General features: G+C 32.5%; 18 protein-coding genes, 1 other RNA gene and 2 pseudogenes. 2 read left to right on the top strand and 19 right to left on the bottom strand.

The window, feature by feature from the left end:
- The 7 genes and pseudogenes from LS73_RS08490 to ssrA form a co-directional block, all read right to left on the bottom strand.
- Window positions 1-1816 (bottom strand): TonB-dependent receptor plug domain-containing protein (locus tag LS73_RS08490; protein WP_138070017.1); only part of this gene is annotated, 1816 nt, incomplete at its 3' end.
- Between the two features lie 471 nt (window positions 1817-2287).
- A pseudogene (locus LS73_RS10670) lies at window positions 2288-2449 on the bottom strand (IS200/IS605 family transposase); the annotation flags it as partial.
- 215 nt (window positions 2450-2664) lie between these two features.
- A complete protein-coding gene (gene hemL, locus LS73_RS08480; protein ID WP_034558304.1) occupies window positions 2665-3954 on the bottom strand; it encodes a glutamate-1-semialdehyde 2,1-aminomutase in 1290 nt (429 codons plus the stop codon).
- A gap of 56 nt (window positions 3955-4010) precedes the next feature.
- The gene (locus LS73_RS08475) at window positions 4011-6878 is read right to left on the bottom strand and encodes an FAD-binding and (Fe-S)-binding domain-containing protein (RefSeq protein ID WP_034558302.1); all 2868 of its coding nucleotides are present in this window, start codon (window positions 6876-6878) and stop codon (window positions 4011-4013) included.
- A 197-nt stretch (window positions 6879-7075) separates the two neighbouring features.
- Window positions 7076-7489: pseudogene (locus tag LS73_RS10695) on the bottom strand (methyl-accepting chemotaxis protein); the annotation flags it as partial.
- A gap of 561 nt (window positions 7490-8050) precedes the next feature.
- The gene (locus tag LS73_RS08465) at window positions 8051-8833 is read right to left on the bottom strand and encodes a cache domain-containing protein (protein ID WP_052089707.1); all 783 of its coding nucleotides are present in this window, start codon (window positions 8831-8833) and stop codon (window positions 8051-8053) included.
- A 126-nt stretch (window positions 8834-8959) separates the two neighbouring features.
- Window positions 8960-9330: a transfer-messenger RNA gene (ssrA, locus tag LS73_RS08460) on the bottom strand.
- Window positions 9331-9460: 130 nt separating this feature from the next.
- Here ssrA and LS73_RS08455 point away from each other — a divergent pair.
- Together LS73_RS08455 and LS73_RS08450 are read left to right on the top strand one after the other, a co-directional pair.
- Entirely contained in the window at window positions 9461-10234 is a 774-nt protein-coding gene (locus tag LS73_RS08455) for a MetQ/NlpA family ABC transporter substrate-binding protein (RefSeq protein ID WP_104692129.1), read from the top strand.
- Window positions 10235-10735: 501 nt separating this feature from the next.
- Window positions 10736-11587, top strand: coding sequence for a hypothetical protein (locus LS73_RS08450; protein WP_138070016.1), 852 nt, complete (start codon window positions 10736-10738; stop codon window positions 11585-11587).
- Between the two features lie 413 nt (window positions 11588-12000).
- Here LS73_RS08450 and LS73_RS08445 read toward each other — a convergent pair whose 3' ends face one another.
- From LS73_RS08445 to LS73_RS08390, 12 genes are all read right to left on the bottom strand, one after another.
- A complete protein-coding gene (locus LS73_RS08445) occupies window positions 12001-13797 on the bottom strand; it encodes a PhoX family protein (protein ID WP_034558297.1) in 1797 nt (598 codons plus the stop codon).
- Window positions 13798-14241: 444 nt separating this feature from the next.
- Window positions 14242-15717: an AMP-binding protein gene (locus LS73_RS08440; protein WP_267891708.1), complete on the bottom strand. Its 1476-nt coding sequence runs from the start codon at window positions 15715-15717 to the stop codon at window positions 14242-14244.
- Between the two features lie 35 nt (window positions 15718-15752).
- Window positions 15753-16010, bottom strand: coding sequence for a hypothetical protein (locus LS73_RS08435; RefSeq protein ID WP_114985921.1), 258 nt, complete (start codon window positions 16008-16010; stop codon window positions 15753-15755).
- Window positions 16011-16197: 187 nt separating this feature from the next.
- Window positions 16198-16758, bottom strand: a complete 561-nt coding sequence (locus LS73_RS08430) for a hypothetical protein (protein ID WP_161976615.1) — start codon at window positions 16756-16758, stop codon at window positions 16198-16200.
- A gap of 41 nt (window positions 16759-16799) precedes the next feature.
- Window positions 16800-17153 carry a hypothetical protein gene (locus LS73_RS08425; RefSeq protein ID WP_114985922.1) on the bottom strand — a complete coding sequence of 118 codons (354 nt, stop codon included), beginning with the start codon at window positions 17151-17153 and terminating at the stop codon, window positions 16800-16802.
- A gap of 228 nt (window positions 17154-17381) precedes the next feature.
- Complete coding sequence (locus tag LS73_RS08420; protein ID WP_104692267.1) at window positions 17382-19094, bottom strand: AMP-binding protein; 1713 nt, start codon at window positions 19092-19094, stop codon at window positions 17382-17384.
- A 193-nt stretch (window positions 19095-19287) separates the two neighbouring features.
- Complete coding sequence (locus LS73_RS08415) at window positions 19288-19836, bottom strand: SDR family NAD(P)-dependent oxidoreductase (RefSeq protein ID WP_052089435.1); 549 nt, start codon at window positions 19834-19836, stop codon at window positions 19288-19290.
- On the bottom strand, window positions 19793-20065 hold the full coding sequence (locus tag LS73_RS08410) for a hypothetical protein (protein ID WP_034556683.1): 273 nt from the start codon (window positions 20063-20065) through the stop codon (window positions 19793-19795). The genes LS73_RS08415 and LS73_RS08410 overlap by 44 nt, the downstream gene beginning before the upstream one ends.
- On the bottom strand, window positions 20062-20925 hold the full coding sequence (locus tag LS73_RS08405) for an AAC(3) family N-acetyltransferase (RefSeq protein WP_052089434.1): 864 nt from the start codon (window positions 20923-20925) through the stop codon (window positions 20062-20064). The genes LS73_RS08410 and LS73_RS08405 overlap by 4 nt, the downstream gene beginning before the upstream one ends.
- 85 nt (window positions 20926-21010) lie before the next feature.
- On the bottom strand, window positions 21011-21763 hold the full coding sequence (locus tag LS73_RS08400) for an SDR family NAD(P)-dependent oxidoreductase (protein ID WP_034556682.1): 753 nt from the start codon (window positions 21761-21763) through the stop codon (window positions 21011-21013).
- Entirely contained in the window at window positions 21747-21977 is a 231-nt protein-coding gene (locus LS73_RS08395) for an acyl carrier protein (RefSeq protein ID WP_104692266.1), read from the bottom strand. Before LS73_RS08395 ends, LS73_RS08400 begins: the two co-directional genes overlap by 17 nt.
- A gap of 9 nt (window positions 21978-21986) precedes the next feature.
- Window positions 21987-22394, bottom strand: a 408-nt coding sequence (locus LS73_RS08390; protein WP_459562226.1) for an LbetaH domain-containing protein, incomplete at its 5' end; no start/stop codon positions are given.

The raw sequence follows: 22394 nt of genomic DNA, 5'->3' as shown, positions 1-22394 counted from the left end.
CATCGAAATTATCCATCTCATACTTTAAGCTTATATTGAATGTATATCCCCAAGTAGCTCCTAACTCATAAGTATCAGCAAGCAACTTACCATTGCCAACACCTCCTGCTGTAAGCCAATTTCTAGCAACTCCTAATTGAGCACTTAGCCTCTCATAGTAAAATGCTAGTCCCAACTCAAAGCCATAGTTAATAATAGGGTATTTAAGATTATCTCTTAGCCCAGTTCTTGCGCTTGTTGTGGTTCCTGTTCCTTTTCCATAACTATTAATAAAATTTAGAATATTTCCCACATATGTGGCGAATCTTGCACTCATAAAATCATTTCCATAATCAAGTGTAAATTCTGCATGATTTGAGTATTCTGATTTTAGGTTTGGGCTAATTTCTATCATTGTGTCGCGAAGCAATGTAGCATCTCCTGGCATTGCCCCTCTAGTGCTAAACGCATATTTCAAGCTAATATCAAGCCCATCAAGAGGAGTATAGTATAAACCTGTGCTAGGAGAAACTCCACCTGTAAAGTGGCTTTGCGAATTTTTATCATAATAGTAATATAAATCTGCCCTAGATCCAAATCCCCATTTAAGATTAGGCAATATCTGCCAGCTATCTTGAGCAAATCCGCCAAATATATAAGCCTCTTCTTTTCCTTTATTGAATTTCACATTCATCGCAGTTTTTTCATCCTCTTGCATATTATCATCACGCACACTTATGCCTTGAAAGTCAAGCCCATATTCAAGTAAATGAATATCATTAAAATCATTGCTAAGTCGAACATTTCCCCCGTAGTTATTAAAAACAATAGCTCTAGGTAAGCTACCTTCTTTGTCTTGCATAATAGTGTTTTTTGTGTCAAAAAGCGGCGTAAGATTTACATTCTTTATATTGTTATATACTGATGTTTTAATGCTTGTGTTGCTATGTTCTGGCTTATATTCGTAATGTGCGTTGAAGTTTTGATTTTGGTCTAAATGTCTGAATAATTCGGCATCAAAGCTCTGACCAGGAGGATTGGTGATATTTGCACGAAATGGTCTTGTCGCTAAGTCGTTTAGAATATTAAATCCAACTGAAAAGTTTTGATTATTGTCAATTTGCCCACTAACTTTAAAGAGTATATTATTCTGCAATGAATTGCTTCCTAATACTGCATTTCTTGTAGTAAGGAAATTTTTATATACATTTTTTGCATCTCTGTAGTTTAGGATATTTTGGTGGTTTACTGATGCTAAGATTCCTACATCATTGAATAGTCTCGCGTATGCAGTTACTTGGGCTCGGTAGCCAAAATTGGTAAAGAATCCTGTGCTTATTTCAGCACCAAATTTTTGTCCTTTTCGTAGAAAGTCGCTAGCATCTTTTGTTTGAAATGCTATAGATCCTGTAAGCCCACCAGGTCCGCTACTAGCATCAGATACGCCTTTACTTACTACTACTTGCTTTAGCAAAGATGGATCAGCCATAACATTACCTTGATGGTGAAAGGCATTTCCAGTTTGTGCTGCTCCATCTATTGTTACTCTCATCATAAATGTTTCAAATCCCCTTACATATATCTTTTGTGCCGTATTTCCTCCCCCTCCTATGGCAATACTAGTATCGCCCTTAAAGATTTCTTTTAGATTTGACGCTTGTGTTTGTTCCAAGTCATCAGCAGTGATTATAGTTTTGGTGCTAGTTTCATAGCCTTGTAGGTGACTAGTTGCTGTGACGGCATTTAGCTTGTGCGTTTGAGTTTCACTATTTTGATTTTCTTGATTAGCTAGCGCACAACAAAGGCTTAGACTATAGTAAAAGAAAAACTTTTTCATATACTTATCCTTTATAAATATTAATTTTAAATAGCAATAGTTATTATATTATTTATATAAATTGATTTTACTTAATACTTTATATTTTTTTATAATATTTATTATTATTGTTTAAATTTTTTATCTTCTCCTAGCATTCAGCACAATCATCTTTAGTGGTTGGGCTGAATAACAAGGTTTGTCCTTGATTTTCTATGTAAGCCTTAATTGTTTCAAGATTTGCTTTGTCTATGATACAAGCAAAGAATCCATAGTCTATATCACCTTAATATTGCAATGATTCTAGAATCTTCATCTCTTTTTCATTCTAAAAGAGATACTTCATATTCGTTCAGTATGACAAAGTGGTGGTTTAGTATGACAAGCAATTTGACAAATACGACTTTCTTCACATTGATACAAAGCATTTTACGCATAAAACAAAGATTAAGATTCTAAGTAGCTTTGAGATTCTAGATTCTCTACTTTTGTTTATTTCATTAATTTTAGCCTTGATAAAATATTCAAATCATCTTTTAGAAGTTTCTTTCTATATTTACAGACTAAAATGATATAAGCTTTTTAGAATATGCTTAGAGCTGTTAGTAGAGTGTAGCTATACAATTTATAATTGTTTTTTGCTCTTTTATTGATATGTTTATATGTAACTAATTGCTGTTTGTGCGTTAAGCAAAATTAGCCCATTTATTCATGTATTATTATATAGAGCGGATAAATCATAAATAAAAATAATTATATTGAATGATGGCTTAGTATAAATGCATTATTTCCGCATGAAATTTGTCTATAACCTAGTCTACAACTTAAATTAAGCTGCTTAGATTCAAATCATATGCAATATATCATGCTTATTTTATTTGAGCTAATGTATCATTAATTTTTTCTAATACTTCATCAATTATTGCTTCGTTAAATGCACTGCAAATAAAGCTTGTTTCAAATTGTGATGGAGCGAAATTTACTCCTCTATCTAACATTCCTGCGTGAAATTTGCTATAAAATTTCGTATTAGATTTGGCTGCTAGCTCCCAATCATATACAGGTTCTTCTGTGAAGAAGAATCCTACCATACTGCCACGAACATTTGTTTGCAATGCAATGTTATGTTTATTTGCAATATCTCTAAACCCATTTGCAAATCTATTTGCTAAGGATTCTAATCTTTGGTAAATTTTGGAATCTTGTTTAATCACAGCTAAAGTTGCAAGCCCAGCTGTTACGGCGATAGGATTCCCGCTTAATGTGCCTGCTTGATAAACTCCGCCAATTGGTGAGAGCATATCCATGATTTCTGCGCGTCCTCCAAATGCTGCTAAAGGCATGCCACCGCCAATAACCTTACCATATGTGCTTAAATCCCCAACTACTTCATAAAATGGATAAGAACCCTTAAGGCTAGCCCTAAATCCACTCATAACCTCGTCTATGATTAATACGATGTTTTCTTTGTCGCAAATATCCCTTAATCCTTGTAAAAAATCTTTTTTAGCAGGAACTAAACCCATATTTCCAGCTATTGGCTCAATAATGATAGCCCCTATATTCTTGCTTGATTTTATACACTCATATACAGAATCCAAATTATTATACTTGGCTACAAATGTGTGTTTTGCTATGTCTTGTATAACACCCTTAGAGCTTGTCTCTCCAAATGTAGCCAATCCACTGCCAGCCTTGACTAGCAAGCTATCACTATGCCCATGATAGCAACCTTCAAACTTTATAATGTCGTCCTTACCACTAAATGCCCTAGCAAGTCTGATAGCACTCATAGTAGCTTCCGTGCCACTACTTACTAGTCTTACCTTTTCTACACCCTCACAAGTGCTAATGATTTCTTTAGCAAGAGTTGTTTCTAACTCTGTTGGCGCGCCATAACTTAGCCCTCTTGTAACTGCTTGTTGCACAGCATCAACTACTACATCATGGCTATGTCCTAATATGAGGGGACCATAGCTTTGCACAAAATCTATATATGAGTTATTATCTTCATCAATAACATATGCTCCTTTTGCTTCTTTTATGAATCTAGGAGTGCCGCCAACGCTACCATAAGCACGTACAGGGGAGTTCACTCCACCAGGGATTGATTGTTTTGCCTCATTGAAGTCATTAATACTATTTCTTATACTTTCCATAGGTTTCCTTAAAGCTCCTTGATTGGAAGATTTTTAGCATAGATTATACTATTGCTTTATGGATTTGTATTGCTTGTTTCATCAACAAGATAGAGTAGATTCTGCCAAGCAAATCCACTATGATGACTTAAGCCTATTTCACAAGTGCTAGAGCTGCTATATCCTCTTTTACATGATTTGTTAGAGTAAAACTCTTTTAGACCTCTCAGAGCACTTTGATTTAATTCTGGTGTATTAAACCCCTTATCCCCAGCAAAACCACAACACTGTGTTGGCTCATGGATAATAATCTCGCCATTTGTGCAAGTTTTAGCAATCTTTATTAATAGTCCATCTTGCTTATTCTTTTTTGTTGAGCATGTTGCATATAGGGCTATGTCCTCGTTAAGCGGTGTAATGTTTAAACGATTAAGCAATACTTCAGAGATATATTGTGGCATGTCATATATTTTTAATGCACTCTTGGAATCTTTTGTTGCTTTGATGTAATTTATTAGCTCATAGCTACATGCACTATGATCGCATACTATATCTATATCTTTATTTAACACAGCTATCAAAAGCTCATTATAAGTTTCTTCTGCCTTGCTAACATTAGCCTTAGAATAATGTTTAAATGCTTTTCCACAACATAAATTTTCTATTCTTTTTGGATAGATAACTTCTATACCTGCCTTTTTGCATACATTTTCAAATGTTTCTTGCAAACTAATAGTATTGTTTGTTTTAGATTGTGGGGCAAATGCCCTATTTATACATGTGGTAAAATATAGCACTTGCTTATTGGAGTTGATTGCATGATTTGCTTTCAAGTCGTAGTTATTTTTATTTGGCATATTACTTGGTATAAACGGTGTGCCTAAAATCCTATTTGCTTTTTTGCTGAAATTAGATATTGTTTCTTTACCGATTATGCTTGATGCTTTATCGGTAATTTGCAATGAAAGCTTTGCCATTTTAACTACCAAACCTAGATTATTCCCTACTTGTTTAGCTATGTATTGTTGCGTATTTGATACATTATCTCGCATAGCGTTTAAGGCAATTTTTGCTGTGTCAATCTCAAGGGGGCAAACAGTAGCACACATTGAGCATGTAGCGCAGGTTTGAACGCCTAGGTATTGATAGCCTTTTTGTAGCTCATCTAATATGTCTTCTTCTGTTTGTGAGCGGTATTGTTTATTTTTTAGCCTAGTGATTTCTCTTTGGATTGTTATCCTGTGTCTAGGTGTTAGGCTTAAATCCTTGCTAGGACAAACTTTCTCGCAAAATCCGCATTCCATGCAACCATTGATATAGTCATCTACCAAAGAGGAGGATTTGAAATTCTCAAGATGTATCTTTGGATTTTTTGAGATGATTACATCGGGATTTATGAGATGATTAGAATCAAATATTTCTTTGATTCTTTCATTGATTCTATATGCCTTTTGTCCCCATTCCTTTTCTATAAATGGTGCTACCATTCGCCCTGTGCCATGCTCTGCTTTGGTAGAGCCTCCAAGCCCTACTACACAATCTACCATAGCTTCCATAAATGCTCCAAACCTCGCACTTTCTTTCTCATCATCTAATATTGGAGTGATGATAAAATGCACATTACCTGATAGTGCATGCCCAAAGATTATTCCATTAAAATTAAACTGCTTAAAGAGATTTGTGATACTTTCTATTCCTTTGGTGAATTGACTTATTTCAAAACAAATATCTTCTGTTATAACCATGCTTTTATTTGGACGCATTGCCGCAGCAAGTGGCAATATGCCCTTTCTTATCTTCCACCAAGAATCTTGCTGTTTTTTATCAAGGCTAAATTCTTCTCCAAACAAACTATTTGAGTTTTGTAGAGCTTTTGTTATAGTTTTTATTCTGGATTCTAAGCCCTCTTGTGTGGAATCCTCTAGTTGCACAAGCAACGCACATTGCCCTTCCTTGCTATTTAATATCCTTTCATCTATATTGTCAAGATTCTTTACAGATTGCAAGCAGCCATAGTCCATTATTTCAGCAGCACTTACTATATCTTCATTGTGTGCTAGAATCTCAACTGCTTTTGATGCGCAATGAATATTCTCATAAAACAGCAATGCGCATGCTTTATATTTGTAGTCTTCCACGCATTCATACTCTACCTTGGATACAAATGCTAATGTTCCCTCTGCACCAATGAAAATATGATTAAGTATGTCTTTTATATTGTCAAAATCAAGCAAGGCATTAATGCTATATCCTGTTGTATTCTTGATAGCAAATTTACGTCTAATAAGCGCGCTTAAGCTTTTATCCTCAAGTATTTCTTTTCGCAACTCAAGTAAACTTTGAACTTTATCCTTATGCCGATTGATAAAATGATCTATACTTTCATCTTCTTTAGCATTATTGCTTGTATCAACTATAGAGCCATCATTTAGAATCACGCGAATAGATCGGATTGTTTGATAGCTATTTTGCTTTACTCCGCAACACATACCACTAGAATTATTAGAGAATATTCCTCCAATTAAAGCGTTGTTTATAGTAGCTGGATCTGGTCCTATCTTTTTACCAAATCGAGCTAGCGCAATGTTTGCATCGCTACCTATCACCCCGCAATCACAAAATATAGTTTTAGCATCTTTGGTTATTTGTATATTTTTCCACATTGTATTTGTTATCACTAGGACATTATCACTACAGGCTTGACCGCTAAGGCTTGTGCCAGCCGCTCTAAATGTCAATGGGGTATTAAATCTTTGACTTAAGCTAAATAATTTTTGTATTTCAGATTCATTATGTGCAATTATTACAACTTTAGGGATATATCTGTAGCATGAGGCATCTGTTCCATAGGCAAATAGTCTCAAATAATCAGTATAGACTCTATCTCCAAATATTTTATTTGCTTGAAAAATAAAGCCATCAAAATCCTTTAACTCATTTTTCATTTTTATTCCTTGTAACTAGAGTTTGCTTTTATTCTAACTTAGAATCTAATAAAACAAGACGCAAATATCCTCTAATTGTAAGAAACAACTATATGTCTTAGAATAAATTACAAAAATAAAATCTAGTTTGTTATGAATCTAAACCAACTGCAGTTCTTTAGTTTAATTGTGATTTATAGCTTATATTTTAAGAAATTTTAATACTGCTTCTTTTTAATCTCCCTTTTGATTTCACCTGCTATATCATTGATTTTTAAGCTAATTTCTTGGGAATTATTAACCGCTTCAACGCTATGCTGTGTAACGCCCTCTAGCTGATTGACTGCTTCATTAATCTGTGAAATACCTTCTGTTTGCTCTTTAATGGATTCACTCATATCATTAATGCCTTGCACTAAGACATTAACATTCGCTTCAATCTCATTTAAAGACTTCCCTGTTCTCTCTGCTAATTTCCTAACCTCATCAGCAACAACTGCAAATCCTCTTCCATGTTCTCCTGCTCTTGCTGCTTCAATAGCTGCATTGAGAGCTAAGAGATTAGTTTGATCGGCAATATCTTTAATCACACTTACGATATTTTTAATATCTTCTGCTTGTCTTGTAACCTCTCCTGTCTTATCACTAACATTTTGCATAGAGCTAGAGATTTCTTCAATAGCAGTAGCGGATTTCTCAAGTGAAGAATGCTGCTGTGAAATGGCATTTGATAAATTCAGCATTTCTTCATTTTGTTTCTTAGAATTATCCTCTAAACTTAAACTCATAATCTCTTGTGCCTTTAAAAGATTTACCATCTCATCGCCTAGATAATTAATCCCCTCAATCAACGCATGAGCTTGTTTTTCATATTCACCCTCTTTAATCCTCTCCCTAAAATCATTATTAGAATATTTTTGTAAAATCTGATTAACCCCTAAGAGCAAAAAAGACCAACTATTCATAGCTTCATTGAGTAAATTCACTAAAAGATTCAAATTAGGATTAGAGGGTTTATGAGTGATTTGTAAAGATAAATCACCTCTTTTAAATCTACTAACAATATCTTGAAATTCTGTAATGGTTTGCCTATCAGTTTCAATATTAAGTTTAATATCTTGAACATTTTTATTAATTAATAATACCATTTGACCAAACTCATCATTAGAGTCAATAGACTTTAAAGAAACATCTTATACCTTATAATTTAAATATTCAAAAAAAGAAACAATATTTCCTTGCAAGATTCGAACACTTTTTACGATATCCGAGTAAAAGCTCCAAACTAGCGGTATGATAAAAACAATAAAGATTCCACATACAATTAAACCAGCCAATAAAAAATTCTTAGCTATAGCACTTACAAATATATCAGAATATGTTTTTGCCTCATTTTCTACATTATCAATATAAACACCTGTCCCAATCCAAAGATTATTTGTATTAGGAATCTTTTGCGCATAAGCCACTTTTGGGGCATCTATTATAGTTCCATTAGGCGAGGGTTTAGAAAATACATAATAAACAAATTTTCCTTCTTTGCTCTGGTTTAATCCAGTATCTTTTAACTCCCGAACATAGAACACCCCCTGTGCGTCTTTAACATCATAAAGGGATTTGCCAACTAAATCCGGTCTTACAGGAAGTACTATAGGGGTATAGTCTTTATAGGCAAAGAAATATCCAGAATTATCATCTTCAAAACGGATTTTAGAGATTGCTCTATCAATCATCATTATTTGAATATCCTCAGAAAGCCCTTTTACTATCATTCCTAAAGAGTTAGCTAAAGAATCTGTGGTTAATTTTAATTTTAGCTCTATTTGGGAGCGAATGATAGTATCCATCCTCTCTTCTATATCCATCCTTACTTCTCTCTCACTCCACACCCCTGAAAGGATTAAAACCACCAAAGCAAGACAATATCCCAAAAACAACACCATAATTTTCATTTTCAAAGAAAGCTTTTTAAACATAAAATCATTCCGTTGTAATTATTTTGTAATATTCTAGCTTTAAATTTATAGATAAATAATAGGTAAATAACATTAGTAATATTAATAAATTATGAAGTATTGGTTAAAAAAAATGAATGTTAGTTATGGTGGAGCTGTGGGGAATTGAACCCCAGTCCAAAAATGAAAGTTTCTTAAGATTCTACATGTTTAGCACGCATTTTTATCTTTTTGTGGCTATCTAATGCGTCAAAGATAGAATCCACAAGCAACCAAGAGTCTTTTTTCATGCCCTAGGCAAGACATGAAAGCATCTAGCCAAGAATGACGATCCTTAACTTTCGGCTAGCATAAAGATAAGAATCGGCTCCCAAAAAGGAATAAGACCTACGCTACTTTTGCGTAGGCTGGAGCATAATTCGCGTTGTTTGCGTTTATTTTGTTGTTTGTAGTTTTAGAGCCTACCAGCTCACATGCACCTAAGCCTCCTCACTTCTGTCGAAAGCCAAAACAGCCCCGTGTATTATTTGATTATGATTTTATCATAAAACATCATTGCATATTTATATTTCTTCGTAAAAATGCTGCTTTTTAGATAGTATATTAAGAGTCTTTATAGACAATAATTTATCTTATGGAGAATTAGTTATGAAAGTATTTACACGTTCTGTCATGTCTAGTCTATTGCTTTTTAGCATAAGCATTGCAGGAGAATTAAAGGTTGGTGCAACCCCTGTTCCTCATGCGCAGATTCTGCAATCAGTTACTCCTGTGTTAAAAAAGCAAGGAGTAGATTTGAAAGTAATTGTATTTAACGATTATATAACACCAAATCTTGCATTAGAAGACAAATCTTTAGATGCTAATTTTATGCAACATCTCCCATATCTTGAAAAAATCAATAAAGATAAGAATTTGCATCTAGTAAGCATAGCTCAAATTCATATTGAGCCACTTGGAATTTATTCCAAGAAGATAAAAAGTCTAGATGATGTAAAAAAAGGAGCTGTAATATCTGTTCCCATTGATTCGAGCAACTTTGCTAGGGCATTAATATTGTTGCATAACAATGGCTTAATTACATTAAAAGATCCCAATAATCTTGCTGCAACAGAGCGAGATATTAAGAAAAATCCTAAAAAAATCACAATTAAAAGGCTTGATGCGGGGTTATTGCCAAAGACGTTAAATGATGTAGATTTATCTGTTATTAATGGTAACTTTGCGCTGCAAGCTGGACTAACAGCAAATGATGCTATAGCACTTGAAGATTCTCGCTCTGCTTATGCCAATATATTGGTTGTGCGAGCTGGAGATGAAAATAATGAAGATGTTCTTATATTAAAGAATGCCTTGCAAAGCGAAGATACTAGAAAATTTATACAAGAGCATTATAAGGGAGAGATTATTCCCGTATTTTAGAATTTTTTAAAACCGAAACTTAAATTGTGTAAATTGTATGAAATATAGATTCTATATTTGTCATGTTAAGGCTATCTCTTAGTTGAGCTAAGCCAAACATCTCTAAGCGATGCAGAAGTGTTAGCGATCAACTATTGCAAGGATATATCTTATCATTAGGGATTCATTGTTTTGAGATTCTAAAGTCTTAATGTGAGCAAGTATTTAGAATGGTAGGGTTATATTCTAGATTCTATAAATTTTCATATTTTTTGATGTAGTTTTAATAATATTTGTTTTTTTATGATTAACTATTATGTATTTATTGACATATTTTATATTGAAAGCAATATCAATATTTGGTCTATTTTACAAAACAGATACAGCAAAGTAGGGTAATTATAATTCTAGTATTTACTAAAAGCTAGTTTAGCTATATAGTTCAACTATCTAGGCTTAAGGTTTTGCTAGTTATGATGAGATGATATGTAAAGGAATGTCTTGAAAAGGATGTATTATTTTTTGTTTCTTGTTATTTGTTTGTCCACTTCATTTGTCATTGCTCATGAGATAACACGTTTTAGCATTGAAAATAAGACTAGTATGCTAAATAGACTTGTAGCTGATAAGTCGTTTTTATATATTAGCAATATTCCTAATGCCATTAATGAGGTTAGTGGCGGAGGATTTATCTCAAAGCTAGATAAGTCTGGTAATATTATAGAGTCTCATTTCATAGATAAGCTTGACTATCCTCAAGGCATGGTAATTATTAATAATGTCTTATATGTGGTAGATTCTGGTAAGATAAAGGGCTTTAATCTAAAAACAAAACGTCAAGTCTTCAATCTAAAGATGAATGGCACTTCTATGTTAGGAGATATTATTGCTTGGGATAATAACACGCTGCTAGCAAGTGATGTTGCTGGTCTAATACTTTCCGTTGATATTAAGAAAAAAAGTTATAATGTGTTCATGTCTATTGAATCATCGCTTGGCATACCATATTTCTTAGCTAGATATGGGGATAAATTATATGTAGTTACTTCAGATTCTAATGGCAGAATATTGCGAATTGATATTAATACGAAAGATATATCGTATATGAGCGAGCTTTCAGGTAGATTTTATGGCATAGCAATTACTAAAAATGGAGGGATTCTAGCTATTAAAAATGAAGATGATAGCTTGGATAGCATGGAATCTGGTTATGATGAGGTAAGCACTATGTTATATAATATTAATTCTCAAGGACAGATTTTTATAGTGGATTTGCAGGATTTCTCTACAAATATTTCTACCTTTATCGTGGATTCTAATGATGTATGGTTCATTGATATGGCTGGTGTAGATTTGATTCGAGTTTCGATTTAGCTACATATTTTTAATGTTGCGTTTTATTTTTTATATTTTGCTTTTGCTCTAGTGGCTAGATTTTATGCTAACAATGTTTTAAAAATTCTGTATAAATGCCTTTTTAGATCTTTTTTTGTCTTTGTAACATTGCAATGATAAACATGAACCACGTATATAAATCTCACCTGTTGTATTGTTAGAGTTGATTTTATTGAATCTTCATTCATTATCCACTCTATATAAACTCTATATAATCAATAATAGATATATGAGATACAACTACATCTTTAGGAATCCTAGTAGAGTTAGAAGTATTAATAATTGCTCTAGGTGTATATGTCTACTATTAAAAGCCATTATGCTTATTGCTCTTGGCGAAAGTATGCGGTATTTGTTGATTATCTATTCATATCACAAATACATGCAAAGCCTTAACTACCAATTACTCCTCCATCTTTTTTGGTAATTTGCACGATTGTGCTTCTAGGCGTAGAGTTTCCACCATTTGGATAATGGCTTGGAGCAAGATTTTCGCCGGGATGCTGTATTCCTACAAACATCGTTTTATAATCTTTGCTAAACGCAATGCCTGTAACTTCAGCTGCAATAGGTGCGGTTAAAAATCGCCTAACCTCTCCTGTGTTTGGGTTAGCACAGAGCATTTGATTATTCCCCATTCCTGCATAATCCCCTTTATTGGAATAATCACCATCACTTTGAATCCAAAGCCTACCAAATTTATCAAATTTTAAGCCATCTGGAGAATTAAACATATTCTCGCTAGTGATATTGCTTGTCCCCTTACGCAAATCATTTGGATATTGCACGGGATTGCCAGCAAGCAAGAAAATGTCCCATTTAAACTTCGTGCTTAAGTGGTTTTTCTCCTTTGGATTCCAGCGAATAATTTGTCCATAGATATTTTTTGCTCTAGGATTTGCTGCATCTGTTATCTCTCGCTTTTTATTGTTTGTCAATGTTGCATAAATATACTCTCCCCTAGGATCAGCAGCAATCCATTCAGGGCGATCCATTGGCGTAGCACCAACGATACTTCCCGCAAGACGCGCATTAATCAAAACATCTGCTTGGGAGTAAAATCCATTTTTAGAGTCTAGTCCATTTTGACCATAATTTAAGGCTATCCACTCTCCTTCTCCACTTAAATTCTCTCCTTGTATTCTTGCAACATATAGTGTTCCCTCTTCTAATAGATTCCTATTTTTCTGTGGGTTTTTAGGATTAAACTTCTCCTTAGAGATGAACTTGTATAAAAATTCATTAGCTTCATCATCGCCCATATACGCCACCACATAGCTATCTTTGCTTAAGACAATTTCAACATTTTCATGTTTGAATCGTCCCAATGCAGTGCGTTTAATGGGGGTGGATTTAGGATCATAAGGATCAATTTCTACAATCCAACCAAATCGATTTGGCTCATTGGGATTTTTAGAAACATCAAAACGCGAATCAATCTCCCAACCATAAACACTTTTAGATTTGATTCCATAACGTTTTTGGCTCTCTGTGAAATTATGGTTAGAATCACTTGCTCCAAAGCAGTAATCAAAATTTTCTTCGCAGGTTAAATAAGTCCCCCAAGGAGTTTGACCATTTGCACAGTTTTGTAATGTTCCCAAAATCAGCTCACCTTTTTTATCTGCTTGAGTTTGCATACTTTTATGCCCTTTTGCCACCCCACTAATACGTATTGGCGTATGTGCTGTGATTCTGCGATTATAAGGAGAATCAAGCACTACCTTAAAGCCATCTTTTTCTTGTCTGATTTCAAAAATACTAATTCCTAGTAAATTTTGCTCATAAGCGACCTTATCAAGATTGATATTTTTACCATTATCATTAAAAATCCATTCAGGATTGATATATTCATTATTCACAACTAGGATATATCCATTGTCATTCAATGGGAACAATGCCATACCATCATTATTATCGCCAAAGACCTTTGTAGCATTTGCAATCGTATTTTTATTTATAATTTTTTTCTCACTCAAAGGCATTGCATTGTCAAATAAAATATCCCCAAAGCTAATAAGCGGTTTTACCTCATAGCCATCCGGGACGATTACATCATCTTGTGTGCTAGCTGGAACTGCCTTAAAGCCTATTAGATTATTCTCTTTTGCATTTAAAGATGTTAGCCCAAAAAAGCCAAGATAAGAAAGTGTTACAGAGCTTGTCTTTAAAAAATCTCTTCTTTGCATAAAAGTCCTTTTATGTAATTTCAAGATAGAAAATTATAAAGCATCTCTGTAAAAGGAAAAAATGAGATAGGTAAAATGTTTGTAAGGTTAGAAAAATTAAGGAGAAGTCCAAATCTATGCTACTGTAATGGATTAAATATCGTTAGAGTCTAGGATAAAAGCTTCATTATAGAGTCTCAAATTATTAATATTGGACACTAAAATAATCATAAGCTTAATTTAAGAATCTTTTATTCTTTCAAAATATAAGATTGTTATTACTCAACCTAGTCAAAAAGATTCTGCTCTATTGGATAATTGGGATCTCTGTATGCAGGATTCTGTATCTATTCTATTTTGATAATTAGTTTGAAATGAATTAGATTGCTTTCTTAGATTCTCTATATAAAGGATTTTAATTGAATCTTTATGATATATAGAATCCTCACTATATGCATCGCAATCTTATTTCATATATTTTTCATGATTATCCTTTTTTATAATTAATCCTAAGAGTCTTTGCCTATCTATCTTACCATTAGCATTAAGTGGCATAGAATCTAATCTTAATAATCTAGTAGGCATAGCATATTTTGGAATCTTATCCTTAGCATAATTTATCATACTAGCCTTTGTAATCTCTTCTCCTTCATAACAAAGCACAATTTCATTATTATCATTATCATATAGCACACAACAATCTTTTAATCCATGAAGATTTGTAAATGCAATCTCTATCTCTCCTAGCTCTATTCTATATCCATTATGCTTAATTTGAAAATCTTTCCTACCAACTAGCACAATCTCATTATATTCATTGTAATATCCTAAATCGCCTGTTTTATATACTTTATCATAGAATCTATTATGCAAAGGATTTTGTATAAAAGCCTTTTTAGACCTCTCTTCATCTTTGTAATATTGCAATGATAAACATGAGCCACGTATATAAATCTCGCCCGTTGTATTGCTAGAACTGATTTTATTGTTATTAGAATCTAACAATAAGATTTGCGTATTCTTACAAGCCTGCCCAATAGGAATAACCTCATCATCTCTAAATTCTCTATTGATTACATAGTATGCGCATATATCTGTTATTTCACTTGGTCCATATAAATTAGCAAATATTGCATTTGGATAATGCTTTTTCCAGTAATTTAGCACTTTAGCACTCATTGCCTCACCACCAAAGAAGATTTTATTCAAGGCTGGTTTACATTTAACTAGTAAGTCTAGATTAGCTATAGCCTTTAGTATTGAAGGAACCCAATAAATGTAATTTATATTATGTTGTGATACGAATTGCAATAACTCTAGTGGAAATAGAAACTTCTCCTCTGGGATTAGAAATAATTTTATGCCAAGAGCGATACTAGGATATATATCAAATAGTGATTTATCAAAATAAAAAGGCGATTGATTCCCTATGATGTCATTTTCATTTGGTTTTATTGAATCTTCATTCATTATCCACTCTATATAATCAATAATAGATCTATGAGATACAACTACACCTTTAGGAATCCCAGTAGAGCCAGAAGTATTAATAATATATGCAGGATCTGTATCTATTCTATTTTGATAATTAGTTTGAAATGAATTAGATTGCTTTCTTAGATTCTCTATATAAAGGATTTTAATTGAATCTTGATGATATATAGAATCCTCACTATATACATCACAATTACATTTTTTACAATCATGCAAATTAGAATCTAAATAAATGACATCGCTATTACTATCAAATCTACCACCTAAAGATTCTATTAAATTCTTGGCATTATTCTTATCTGTAATAATAGCTTTAGGCATAATATTACAAATAATATTTTTTAATCTATCCTTAGGACTCTTAATATCAAGAGGCATATACATATTGCCAGATAGCAATACTCCAAAGAATGCAAGTATAGATTCTATACTCTTAGGTAGGAATATCCCATAGCATTGGGGGTAGTCTATGTATTGCGATTTTAGGTTATTGATAGATATGTGGGGGGGGGGGGGGTAGATATAGTCTTATTTGCTGTGCTTTGATTGCTTTTAGATTCTACTGTTTGAGCGGCTCTACATAGCTCTAGTATGTTGCTAGATATATACAAGGCTTGCGTATAGAACTCTCCATATGATATTTTAGAATTTTTATCCTCAATTGCTATAGCATCATTTAGTTTGTCCTTTGTTTGTATTAGATATTGCACTACATTTGTCTTATTACATATATTTTTCATGATTATCCTTTTTTATAATTAATCCTAAACTCTATTCTATATCAATTCAGCATACAAAAATTGCTAAATAGAGAAACTAAGTAAAAGCCACATAATGATATAATAAAAGATTTTAAGAGTGTAGTTATAATACACTATATAAAAAGCCGAAATTAAAGATAAGCCATTAACTTAAGCTTTGCTTAATTTATAACAGAGGAAATAAAACAGGAATATCTGGTTTTACTTCATTGTCGTTTGGTTCGGGAATGTCATTTGCTAGAAATCTAATAGGCTTTGCACCATTTGGAACTAAATCCTTTCGCAAATAGCTTATCTCCACAGATGGACAAAATGTTAGCATTGTGTTGTCAACATCACATATAAATATATTCACAATACTATTGTAATGTGTCCAAATTGGGACATAACATTTATTAATCTTTTCTAGTATCTCAAAATGCTTTTGTGAATTTTGTGTATCATCTGGATAACAGTTGTGAAACTCAAATATCATTTGTGAAAAATTCCTAGCAATTAAATCTATATCAATGCGCTGCATTACATTCCATTCAGCCCCCTCTATATCGCATTGCAAAATATTGTGAGATTGCGGATTAAAAGAAAAGTCAGACAAAATTTTCTCCAAACTAGCCACATTATCATTATCAACCATGCCTACAAATTTCCGCACAAACTCTATGTTTTCATGCCCGTCATAAGGCGATTTTTCTATACTACCATCAAATTCTATGACTTTATAGCCCATATTAGCCATTTCTAAATCAAATGGAGATTTATAAGAAACTCCTAAAGATAGCAGTTTTGGCAGTGTACTGTGTCTATTGTGGGGGGGGGGGGGGGGAGCATTCTATATCCTCCATCACCTACAGCACCAAATCTTTTTAGCTTTAAATCACTATGACTTACAGGTCGGATAAGCTCCAAATAGCGCAAAAGATTTTGAGAGTTATTAATCTTTCTTAATGTAGAGCTATAACATAAATTAAGGCTAACAAATGCTTGTTTGCAATTACGACTTGCAATTAATTCTTCAAAAATAACATCATTTATATGACTTTCGCGTATACGAATATACAAGGATTTAAAAAGGGAGTAATATTTACGCAACAAGCGTAATTTGTATTCAAGCCGCTTTAACATAAATCTCCTCTTAAATGATAATTTAGTAACTTATTTATAAGCCCTCTAATATAATGTTTCAATGTCAATTATAGCTATATTTCTCTAAAACTAAGCAGTATTTAAAACTAAATATATTTAATTGCCTCCACATTTTATTGTTTCATTTAGAATCTATCTTTAGTAAATAAATCACAGAGTAAAAGCCTAATAATTTAAAACATTGAAGTCTAAATCTTTATACAAATCTTAATTATTTTTTATAATTAATTCTAAGAGTCTTTGCCTATCTATCTTGCCATTGGCATTAAGTGGCATAGAATCTAATCTTAATAATCTAGTTGGCATAGCATATTTTGGAATCTTATCCTTAGCATAGTTTATCATACTAGCCTTTGTAATCTCTTCTCCTTCATAACAAAGCACAATTTCATTATTATCATTATCATATAGCACACAACAATCTTTTAATCCATGAAGATTTGTAAATGCAATCTCTATCTCTCCTAGCTCTATTCTATATCCATTATGCTTAATTTGAAAATCTTTCCTACCAACTAGCACAATCTCATTATATTCATTGTAATATCCTAAATCACCTGTTTTATATAGCTTCTCTATGTAGTGCTCTTGATGTGGATTGATAATAAATGCCTCATTGCTTTTTTCAATGTCATTGTAATAGCCAAGTGCAAGGGAGCTGCCGCGCACAAATATCTCGCCTACTTCCTTTTGTGATTCTATTAGTTTGAGATTAGAATCTAGCAATAAGATTTGCGTATTCCTGCAAGCTCGTCCAATAGGAATAGCCTCATCATCTCTAAAATCTCTATTGATTACATAGTATGTGCAATCAACAGTAATTTCAGTTGGTCCATATAAGTTGGCAAATATTGCATTTGGATAATGCCTTTTCCAATAGTTAAGATATTTAGTATTAATAGTTTCTCCTGCAAATATAATTTTTGATATATTTGGTTTGATTGCATCTAGTGCATTCATCTTTGCTACATTATGTATCATTGAGGGGACCCAAAATATATAATTAATATTAGAATCCTTAATGAAGTTCATAAGATCGATTGGAAATAAGAATTTTTCTTCTGGTATTAATACAAGGGTGCAACCATAAAATGCCATTAGATATATATCTAGCACAGAGTTATCAAAATAAAAAGGCGATTGATTCCCTATTATGTCATTTTCATTTGGTTTTATTGAATCTTCATTCATTATCCACTCTATATAATCAATAATAGATCTATGAGATACAACTACACCTTTAGGAATCCCAGTAGAGCCAGAAGTATTAATAATATATGCAGGATCTGTATCTATTCTATTTTGATAATTAGTTTGAAATGAATTAGATTGCTTTCTTAGATTCTCTATATAAAGGATTTTAATTGAATCTTGATGATATATAGAATCCTTACTATATACATCACAATTACATTTTTTACAATCATGCAAATTAGAATCTAAATAAATGACATCGCTATTACTATCAAATCTACCACCTAAAGATTCTATTAAATTCTTGGCATTATTCTTATCTGTAATAATAGCTTTAGGCATAATATTAAAAATAATATTTTTTAATCTATCCTTAGGACTCTTAATATCAAGAGGCATATACATATTGCCAGATAGCAACACTCCAAAGAATGCAAGTATAGATTCTATACTCTTAGGTAGGAATATCCCATAGCATTGGGGGTAGTCTATGTGTATAGACTGCGCTTTAGTGCTATCATCATCTACTAATATTCCTTGCATATTTTGATTAATTTGCAAGCTAGTTATAAACTCATTTGGATTAAGTATATTGCTTGAGACATATAGACAATCTCTAGTTAGCTCCACAAATGAAATACTATTAGCTTTATCTTTGCAGGCAATTTTATTGGGATAATCCCTAGCAGTATTTAAAAAATATTCCATTATATTAATATGCAACATATCCCCCTTATTCTTGCATTTAAGTAATTGTAACAAAATGTAGAGATATTTCACTTATGTCAAATATGACAAGAAGCATTGTTATTGTAGATTTTTATATTTTTAGCATAAGCAAAGAATCTTAGATTTTTTATATGTTAAGCAGAGAAATTAAAGATTTTAATTTGATATTATTTCTATTATATTTATATATCTAGCTATGCCCAAGATTGCTTAATCCTCCATCTATAAATATATTTTGTCCACTTATCCACCGCGATTTTGCATTACATAAGAAATCAACTAGATTTGCTATATCTGATATATTTCCTTGTCCTAATGGATATATTTCTTGCATTCTTTGCGAAAAATCCTCTGTATATAAAAACTCTGTTCCACTTGTGCGAATACCACCTAATACAATACTATTCACCCTTGTTATGGGTGCTAGCTCTATGCTTAGACTTCTTGATAGCGCACATAGACTAGCCTTAGATGCTCCATACAAACTCATAATCTTATATCCTCTATGCGCGGCTATGCTTGATAGAAAGATAATATATTCTAAATACTTTTTATAGCCTTTGCTACTTAGAATTCTAATAATCTCGCAAGCACTAAATACATTTATACGAAACATTTTTTCACTCTGTTTTATAGAAAAATGCTTTATAGCACTAAATTGGGCTATCCCAGCTACATGGATAAAGCCATTTATTTTAATATCTGCAGTAAATAAGGGCGAATTTGCCCCCCCCCCCATATTTTAGCGTATTGTTATCTTGAATTGCATTTTGCAGGGATAAGGCTAAGTTATCTATATCTTCTAAATCATGCTCCCAGATTATATTTGATGGATTATTTAGGCTAGCATATAAAGAATCTAGCTTTAGCCTATTTCTACCATGCAAGATAAGATTATTTTCTTTAAGTCTATGGCTAATCTCTTTGCCAATATCTGATGTAGCTCCTGTGATAAGTATATATTTCATAGGGCAACCTTTTTCTCATATATATATGTGGAATCTAAATTCTCCCTTGGATATGGTTTAGCTAACATGAAATCTATATTGTTTTGTATATTTTCCTTAATAATTTTATATGCCTGTTTTTCCTCTATAATCTCAATGCTAGCATTGCCTAGCTTGATTCTACTAATGGCATTATATTTATCAAGTGTTAAGCTTAATGTATCATCGTTAAATGCTTCTACATTGTGATAGCGCACAGGTAATGTAAAAGTCTCTAATGCCTTAGATTGTCCATCAATTATATATCCGCTAAATTCCTTGTCATAGCGATATGGCACTTTTAATTGTTCTTCAACATAATGAGAATGCGTAAAGCAATCATGTACCCTATTACCAAAGAATAGGAATTTTACTTCCCCATTGTTTGCTTGGTGCAATTTATCAAATATGGAATCTTTTCCACAAGAGTTCTTTCCTATTTGTAATAAGTATTTTGTATTGCTCATGTTATTTGCTCTAGATAGTGGAATAATAGCTACTGATAGCAAAGGATCTCTTGTGCGCTTGGCTATATCTAGTTTTCTTAAGTTTTCATTTAGGATTCCCATAGATGATTTTGTATAGCTAATGTCAAAGTCCTCTTTGTTGCAAAAACTAAATGTGAATGTTGGAATGATTAGATATTTTACATCTAAATTTAGCAATATGTCGCTTATATGCTTTAAGATTTCTTTCTTTGAAATCATTGGAATACCAAAATTAAGCGCAGAGTGGATAAATAAATAATCGCATTCATTTGCTTTTAAGTCGGAAAGCCCCTTTTTTATAAGGCTTTTTGTGATTAATCCGCTTTTTGATTCAAATAATGCTATGTCTTTCATGATATTCCTTATATTATATTTATTGCTTGTTATTTAGTCTTTTAAACATCAATTATTTTTTAAGATTCTTATCTAAGATATATAATTAGATATGAAAACCTCCATCTACTTGCAAGCAAGTTCCGCTTATCCAACGACTTTCCACAGACATTAGGAATGCTACAGCATTTGCTATATCTCGCGCTTCTCCTTCTCCTAGTGGGTAAAGTTTTAATATCTTTTCTTTTTGCTCCTGTGTAAATATATTAGTCATATTGGTATTAAATATTCCTCCGCACTGAATGGTGTTTGCGCGAATATTTGGCGCAAGTTCTAGGGCTAGGCTTTTCATATATGAGTCTAGCCCTCCTTTTGTAGCTGCATAAAAGCTATTGCCAACCTCTCCTCTTTGACTAAAGGCACTTGATATAAAAACTAGACTTTTTAGGGATTGCTTATGTTTTTTGATCAAATATTTCACAATCTCCATACATGAAAAAAGATTTACATTTGCTACTTCTATCATGTTTTCATAGTTAAATGTCTTAGCATATCCTATATAAGATATGCCTGCGCAGTGTATGAAGCCTTGCAGGGGGATTGCTTCTTGTATGCTTAAGTTTGGATTTGTTTGCAAATGCTCTTGTAATGTAGGGATAATAGAATCAATCCTAGCTAAATCGCATTCAATAGTGATTACTTGACTTTGTCCTAGCTTTAAGCTTAAGGAATCTAGTCTTTCTTTATTTTTACCCATGACTATTAAATTATATTCTTTTGCAAGCCTAAGTGCTATTTGCTGTCCTATGCTCCCGCTAGCACCACTAATTAGCAAAAATGGCTTATTTTCTTTGCTCATCTTGCTTATCTTTAATTAGTTGTAATAGATCTTTTATGGTTTTTGCTTGTTGTAATTCATTTGTGTAAAGATTTACTGAATATTCCTTATCTAAGAATGCAATGAAAGATATAATGCTTAGGCTATCCCAATCTTCAAAATTTTCTAATAGATCATTTTCGTTTATAGATTCTACATCTAGCAATTCTTCTAACTTTGCGATGATTTTTTGCATGTTTGCTCCTTAATTAAAATCAAATATTTCATTTTCGCCAATGATTGTTGCAGGATTACCAAAGACGATTTTATTACTTCTCACTCGTTTAAATATTATGCTACCAGCAGATATTTTGCAGTTATCTCCTACAATGGATTTTGGGAAAAGACTAACTCTTGGACCTAGGTAATTTCCACAGCCAAGCATAGAGAACCCACCAAATCCAGAGTATGACCCTACGATATTGAAATTACCAATATGGCTATCATGACCTACTGCACATTGGACATTGATGACATTGCCAATACCAATTCTTGCGTTATATGCAATCACGCAAAACGGCGCAATTACATTGCATTCACCAATATTATTAGTATGAGTTACAAATGCTTTAGGAGAGATTAGATTATAGAATCTTGTCTTATCTTTTAACTC

This window comes from Helicobacter muridarum (genome assembly GCF_000765805.2).
Lineage (GTDB): Bacteria > Campylobacterota > Campylobacteria > Campylobacterales > Helicobacteraceae > Helicobacter_A > Helicobacter_A muridarum.
Note: the sequence above shows the minus strand (reverse complement) of the source record. Positions and strands in the feature narration are given on the sequence as shown.

Excerpts from the sequence above, each read along its gene's own strand:
- hemL (WP_034558304.1), bottom strand. The coding sequence starts at position 3,954 with ATGGAAAGTATAAGAAATAGTATTAATGACTTCAATGAGGCAAAACAA.
- LS73_RS08475 (WP_034558302.1), bottom strand. The coding sequence starts at position 6,878 with ATGAAAAATGAGTTAAAGGATTTTGATGGCTTTATTTTTCAAGCAAAT.
- LS73_RS08465 (WP_052089707.1), bottom strand. The coding sequence starts at position 8,833 with ATGTTTAAAAAGCTTTCTTTGAAAATGAAAATTATGGTGTTGTTTTTG.
- LS73_RS08455 (WP_104692129.1), top strand. The coding sequence starts at position 9,461 with ATGAAAGTATTTACACGTTCTGTCATGTCTAGTCTATTGCTTTTTAGC.
- LS73_RS08445 (WP_034558297.1), bottom strand. The coding sequence starts at position 13,797 with ATGCAAAGAAGAGATTTTTTAAAGACAAGCTCTGTAACACTTTCTTAT.
- LS73_RS08435 (WP_114985921.1), bottom strand. The coding sequence starts at position 16,010 with ATGAAAAATATATGTAATAAGACAAATGTAGTGCAATATCTAATACAA.
- LS73_RS08430 (WP_161976615.1), bottom strand. The coding sequence starts at position 16,758 with ATGGGCTATAAAGTCATAGAATTTGATGGTAGTATAGAAAAATCGCCT.
- LS73_RS08425 (WP_114985922.1), bottom strand. The coding sequence starts at position 17,153 with ATGTTAAAGCGGCTTGAATACAAATTACGCTTGTTGCGTAAATATTAC.
- LS73_RS08420 (WP_104692267.1), bottom strand. The coding sequence starts at position 19,094 with ATGTTGCATATTAATATAATGGAATATTTTTTAAATACTGCTAGGGAT.
- LS73_RS08415 (WP_052089435.1), bottom strand. The coding sequence starts at position 19,836 with ATGGGGGGGGGGGCAAATTCGCCCTTATTTACTGCAGATATTAAAATA.
- LS73_RS08410 (WP_034556683.1), bottom strand. The coding sequence starts at position 20,065 with ATGAAATATATACTTATCACAGGAGCTACATCAGATATTGGCAAAGAG.
- LS73_RS08405 (WP_052089434.1), bottom strand. The coding sequence starts at position 20,925 with ATGAAAGACATAGCATTATTTGAATCAAAAAGCGGATTAATCACAAAA.
- LS73_RS08400 (WP_034556682.1), bottom strand. The coding sequence starts at position 21,763 with ATGAGCAAAGAAAATAAGCCATTTTTGCTAATTAGTGGTGCTAGCGGG.
- LS73_RS08395 (WP_104692266.1), bottom strand. The coding sequence starts at position 21,977 with ATGCAAAAAATCATCGCAAAGTTAGAAGAATTGCTAGATGTAGAATCT.